7 protein-coding genes are annotated in these 5,309 nt (G+C 28.3%); 4 read left to right on the forward strand and 3 right to left on the reverse strand.

Translation table 11 applies throughout. The features are described 5' to 3' along the window. Window positions 1-121: 121 nt before the first annotated feature. The 3 genes from hslO to ACQPVP_RS16955 form a co-directional block, all read right to left on the reverse strand. The gene (gene hslO, locus ACQPVP_RS16945; protein ID WP_430851974.1) at window positions 122-1,009 is read right to left on the reverse strand and encodes an Hsp33 family molecular chaperone HslO; all 888 of its coding nucleotides are present in this window, start codon (window positions 1,007-1,009) and stop codon (window positions 122-124) included. A 10-nt stretch (window positions 1,010-1,019) separates the two neighbouring features. Next, the gene (locus ACQPVP_RS16950; RefSeq protein ID WP_430851962.1) at window positions 1,020-1,766 is read right to left on the reverse strand and encodes a class I SAM-dependent DNA methyltransferase; all 747 of its coding nucleotides are present in this window, start codon (window positions 1,764-1,766) and stop codon (window positions 1,020-1,022) included. Window positions 1,767-1,860: 94 nt separating this feature from the next. Next, on the reverse strand, window positions 1,861-2,112 hold the full coding sequence (locus ACQPVP_RS16955; protein ID WP_430851964.1) for a small, acid-soluble spore protein, alpha/beta type: 252 nt from the start codon (window positions 2,110-2,112) through the stop codon (window positions 1,861-1,863). Between the two features lie 196 nt (window positions 2,113-2,308). Between ACQPVP_RS16955 and ACQPVP_RS16960 the strand changes: the two genes are divergently transcribed. From ACQPVP_RS16960 to ACQPVP_RS16975, 4 genes are all read left to right on the forward strand, one after another. Continuing rightward, complete coding sequence (locus tag ACQPVP_RS16960; protein WP_430851966.1) at window positions 2,309-3,301, forward strand: aspartate-semialdehyde dehydrogenase; 993 nt, start codon at window positions 2,309-2,311, stop codon at window positions 3,299-3,301. Continuing rightward, window positions 3,301-4,182, forward strand: a complete 882-nt coding sequence (dapA, locus tag ACQPVP_RS16965; RefSeq protein WP_430851968.1) for a 4-hydroxy-tetrahydrodipicolinate synthase — start codon at window positions 3,301-3,303, stop codon at window positions 4,180-4,182. The genes ACQPVP_RS16960 and dapA overlap by 1 nt, the downstream gene beginning before the upstream one ends. Window positions 4,183-4,192: 10 nt before the next feature. Further along, window positions 4,193-4,948: a 4-hydroxy-tetrahydrodipicolinate reductase gene (gene dapB, locus ACQPVP_RS16970; protein ID WP_430851970.1), complete on the forward strand. Its 756-nt coding sequence runs from the start codon at window positions 4,193-4,195 to the stop codon at window positions 4,946-4,948. A 104-nt stretch (window positions 4,949-5,052) separates the two neighbouring features. Further along, entirely contained in the window at window positions 5,053-5,217 is a 165-nt protein-coding gene (locus ACQPVP_RS16975) for a hypothetical protein (protein ID WP_430851972.1), read from the forward strand. The last annotated feature ends 92 nt before the right edge of the window (window positions 5,218-5,309 follow it).

Raw genomic sequence — 5,309 nt, forward strand, 5'->3', positions numbered from 1 at the left:
AAAGAGCAAGATATTAATTTATATCTTGCTCTTAGTAGATTTTTTTAAAACCAATTTCTTAACTTAATGACATTGGCCTTTTAGGCAGCTCTTTTAAAAATCTTATTTTTATTATGCAACATTATTTAGCTCTAGCTTTATTTAAAATTTCTCCTATTTCTTCATGAGAAAATTTATATGAAGCATTACAGAAGTTACATTTTACTTCTTCTTCTTTTTTATCATTATATATTTCTTCAAGATCTTTTTCTCCAATTGAAATTAAAACTGATTCAACTTTTTCTCTTGAACAGTTACACTTAAAATCTGGTGTTGCTTCTTCTAATATATTTAAATCCATACCATCAAATATATATTCTAATACTTTTTCAATGCTTCCATGTTCTAATAACATTGCTGTTATAGAAGGGATTTCTTCTAATCTATAAGTAAGTAAATCAGATAATAGTTCATCTGCATCTGGCATCATTTGAATTATAAATCCACCAGCAGTTTTAATTGAGTAGTCCTTATCAACTAAAACACCTAAAGCTACTGCTGAAGGAGTTTGTTCTGAAACAGTGAAATAATAAGCTAAATCTTCTGCTACTTCTCCAGTATATATTGGAACTTGACCAACATATGGATCTTTCATCCCTAAATCTTTAATAACTGTAAATTCACCATTTACACCAATATAACCACCAACATCTAATTTCCCTTTAGCATTTAAAGGAAGCTCTCCATATGGGTTTCCAATATATCCTTTTACTATCCCACCTTCATATGCTGTTACAGTAACTCCCTTTGCTTCTCCACCACCATTAATCTTTAATGTTACAACTTCTTTTTCTGATTTTAATGTTACACCCATTAAAGCACCAGCAGTAAGCATTCTTCCTAAAGCAGCAGCTGCTACTGGTGTACATTCATGTACACTTGTACCTGTATTAACTAAATTAGTTGTTTCTCCAGCAATAATTCTTATCATTCCATCTTTTGCTGTTGCTCTTATTATTTTATCCATTATAATTCCTCCATTACTTAAATAATTCCTTTTTAACTACATATACAATTCTTTCTGTATTTATACTGACCTTCTTATCTGTATAGCCATCAAATTTACCAATTATCCTTAGACCGACTTCTTCTAAAGCCTCTTCTATAAAATCTTCTGTATAAGCTTTTTCTAAATGTTCTTCTTCAAATCTTTCATATAAGTCTCCTCTTTTAACAAAGAAGGTTAAGTACATACTTAGAAGCTCATCTTCAAAAGTATTTTCCCAAGTATAAAACACTTCTTCTTCGCTATATGTATATATATTATTGCCTAATATATTAGAAAGCTTATAATATGAATTAATATCAAAAATAAATAAACCCTCATCATTTAAATGCTCTTTAACAGATTTTAAATAATTCATAAACTTTTCTTCTTCAATAATATAATTAGATGAATCTAATACAGAAGTAATCAGATCAAATTTTCTATTTAAACTTAGTTCACTCATATCTTGGCAAATTATTTTACATCTAACTTTTTCTTTTTTTAGCTTTTCAAAAGCTTCTCTTAACATATCTTCTGATAGGTCAACAGCAAAAGATTCCTTAAAGCTTTTTGCAAGTCTTAAAGTAACATTGCCTGTACCACATGCTAAGTCTAAATAATTATTAAAACATATATTTTCTTTATTACATATTTCAATTACCCTAGAACACATAGAATCATAATTAATATCTTCATATATTAATTCATCATAAATCTCAGCAAAATCTCCATATGCCAAAGTAATCCCCCCCACTAATATAGTTTTCTAAAACTATATTAAATGTAAATTTTCTTTTAGTCAATGCTACTTAGTAAAAGCATTAGAAAAACTATTATTTTCTTCCTAATATTTCGTCATTTGTGGGTATTTTAAGTATTCTTTTTCTTTTAGTCATTATTCCTCCTATACGCCCTGTTTCTTCTGCTGTTAATCCTCCCCATCCATAAGAATCAACCTTATCCCTTAACCCTAACTCTTCTGCAATTTCATACTTTATTTTTTCCCTTAGGATTTCAGCATCGCTTAACTCTTTATTTGACTTAATTTTTGATTTAATTATTTTTTTTAAAGGTGTTTTACTCATTTATATACCCCCTGTAAATTTAATATTTATATTTTCTCCAAAATAAAACTGAATATACTACTAAATTTATTTATCACTATATATAATGAATATTTATATATTGTAATAAAGTATTGTATTTTTTGAATAATTTAACTATAGTTAATAGTAAGTATATTTTTTATATTTTTACTATTATAAAAAGGGGGAAAAATTTATGTACAATGTTGCTATAGTTGGGGCTACTGGTAATGTAGGTAGAAAATTTTTAGAAATTCTAGAAGAAAGGGATTTCCCAATTGAAAATCTATATCTTTTTGCATCAAAAAAGTCAGCTGGTTCCAAACTAAAATTTAAAGAATATGAATATTTAGTTGAAGAAACTGCTGAAGAAAATATTAAGGATAAGAAAATTGATTTCGCTTTATTTTCAGCTGGTGGAGATGTAAGTTTAAAATTTTCTCCTATATTTTCATCTTATGGAGCTATAGTGATAGATAATTCTAGTGCTTTTAGAATGGATGAAAATGTTCCTTTAGTAGTTCCTGAAGTTAATCCCGAAGATGTTAAATGGCATAATGGAATTATAGCTAATCCAAATTGCTCAACAATTCAAGCTATGCTTCCATTAAAAGTCTTATTAGATAACTATGGAATTAAAAGAATAATATATTCTACTTATCAGGCTGTTTCAGGAGCGGGTATTCAAGGCATCTCTGATCTTGAAGAGGGTATCAAAGGTAATCCACCAAAGAAATTCCCTTATCCCATAGCTGGAAATTGCTTACCTCACATAGATGTATTTTTAGAAAATGGTTATACAAAGGAAGAAGTTAAAATGATTGAAGAAACTAAGAAGATTCTTCATAATTCTGACTTAAGAATTACAGCAACTACCGTTAGAGTACCTGTATTAAATAGCCATAGTGAAAGTATTAATGTAGAACTAGAAAAATCATTTGAATTAAATGATGTTTTCAATTTATTTAACAATACAAAAGGAATAACATTATATGATAATGTAGCTGAACTTAAATATCCTACTGCTTTATTATCAACTGGTAAGGATAATGTGTTTGTTGGGCGTATTAGAAGAGATTTTAGCATAGATAATGGGCTTAACCTATGGGTAGTCGCTGATAATATTCGAAAGGGAGCTGCATTAAATGCAGTTCAAATAGCCGAACTATTAATAGGGAGTGATAAATAATGTCAATTTTTAAGGGGTCTGCTGTTGCAATCGTTACGCCTTTTAATAAAAATAATAAAGTTGATTATGAAAAACTAAGAGAATTACTCGAATGGCATATAGAAGAAAAAACTGATGCTATTGTAATTTGCGGTACTACTGGTGAAGCAAGTACTATGACTAAAGAAGAAAAAGAAAAGATAATTAAATTTACTGTAGATACTATCAACAAAAGAATTCCCGTTATAGCAGGTACTGGGACAAACAATACTGAATCTTCAGTAGAAATGAGTCAATATGCAGAATCTGTTGGTGTTGATGGTCTACTAGTTATAACACCTTATTATAATAAAACTACAAACAAAGGCTTATTTAAACATTTCGAATCAATTAATAATGCCGTAAATACACCAATAATTTTATATAATGTTCCAAGTAGAACTGGAGTTAATATAGCTCCAAAACAATTGTTAGAGTTAACTAAACTTAATAATATTGTTGCAATAAAGGAAGCAAGTGGGAATATTAGTCAAGTTGCTGAAATGAAAGCCCTATGTAGGGATAAATTAGATTTTTATTCAGGTAATGATGATCAAATAATTCCAATTATGTCTTTAGGTGGTATCGGAGTAATTTCTGTATTGGCAAATGTAATGCCAAAAGAAGTTCATGATATGACTCAAGCTTATTTAGATAGTGATATCAAAAAAGCTCTTAATTTACAACTAGATACAATAGATATAATTAATAAATTATTTATTGAAACAAATCCTGTTCCAGTTAAAACTGCTCTAAATATAATGGGTAAGGAAGTTGGTAATCTTAGACTACCATTATGTGAAATGGATGATAATAACCTTAATTTGCTAATTGGAGCATTAAGAAAATACAATTTAATTTAAGGAGTTAAGAATGATAAAAGTTTTATTAAATGGCTGCTGTGGGAAAATGGGACAAATGATAATAAATTCTTCAAAAAATTTCCCTAACATCGAAATAGTAGCCGGTATAGATAGATTTCCTAATGATAAATGTAATTTTAAAATTTTTAAAAATACAAAAGATGTTAATATAGATTATGATGTGTTAATTGATTTTTCAAGACCTGATGCTCTTAAGTATTTATTAGAATTATCAATAAAAAATAATAAACCTATAATTTTATGTTCTACAGGCTATAGTGAGGATGATTTAATTTTAATTAATGAAAAAAGTAGAATAATTCCTATATTCAAATCTGCAAATATGTCTTTAGGAATTAATCTATTAAATTCATTATTAAAAAAAGTTGTTCCTGCGCTATATGAAAACTATGATATTGAAATTATAGAAAAACATCATAATCAAAAAGTTGATTCTCCAAGTGGAACTGCTATCTTATTAGCGGACACTATTAAAGAAGCAATTCCAACTGAAACTAAATATATTTATGGAAGAAATGGGGATTCTAAAAGAGAAAAAAATGAAATAGGAATCCATGCTGTTCGAGGAGGTTCTATAGTTGGAGAGCATGATATTATATTTGCAGGAGCTGGTGAAATTATAGAGCTATCTCATACCGCTCTATCTAGAGAAGTATTTGCTGTAGGAGCTTTAAAGGCAGCAGAATATATGAGCACTATTATATTTCCAAGAGTTTATAATATGGAAGACGTTCTAGGCATTTAAATAAAAAGGCTATTGTATCTAAATACATTAGCCTTTTTATTTCCAGTTTAAATTTTAATTTAAGTGAAAAACTATAATATAATAATAGTTAAGGAGGTTTAACAATGCCTAAAGATAGTCAACCAGATAATAAAAGATCTAGAATGGAAAAGTGTAATTATCAAACTCCAATAACAGAAGAAGGTCATAATCATAACCCTAATTCCAAGCATAAGTCTATAAAAAGAGAAGGATTTTCAAGCCAACATATTAATAAAGCCGGAAATTAAAAAGAAGAGTCTTTTGACCAATGTCACTTAGTTAACATTATGGCAGCCTAATAAAAACATGAAGCTATCGCTATCTGTATAAAAAATCCGCT

Source organism: Clostridium nigeriense, assembly GCF_050585265.1.
Classification (GTDB): Bacteria; Bacillota; Clostridia; order Clostridiales; family Clostridiaceae; genus Clostridium; species Clostridium nigeriense_B.

Bases quoted from the DNA above. Each gene is read 5' to 3' on its own strand.
- ACQPVP_RS16955 (WP_430851964.1), bottom strand. From the start codon at position 2,112: ATGAGTAAAACACCTTTAAAAAAAATAATTAAATCAAAAATTAAGTCA.
- ACQPVP_RS16960 (WP_430851966.1), top strand. From the start codon at position 2,309: ATGTACAATGTTGCTATAGTTGGGGCTACTGGTAATGTAGGTAGAAAA.
- dapA (WP_430851968.1), top strand. From the start codon at position 3,301: ATGTCAATTTTTAAGGGGTCTGCTGTTGCAATCGTTACGCCTTTTAAT.
- dapB (WP_430851970.1), top strand. From the start codon at position 4,193: ATGATAAAAGTTTTATTAAATGGCTGCTGTGGGAAAATGGGACAAATG.
- ACQPVP_RS16975 (WP_430851972.1), top strand. From the start codon at position 5,053: ATGCCTAAAGATAGTCAACCAGATAATAAAAGATCTAGAATGGAAAAG.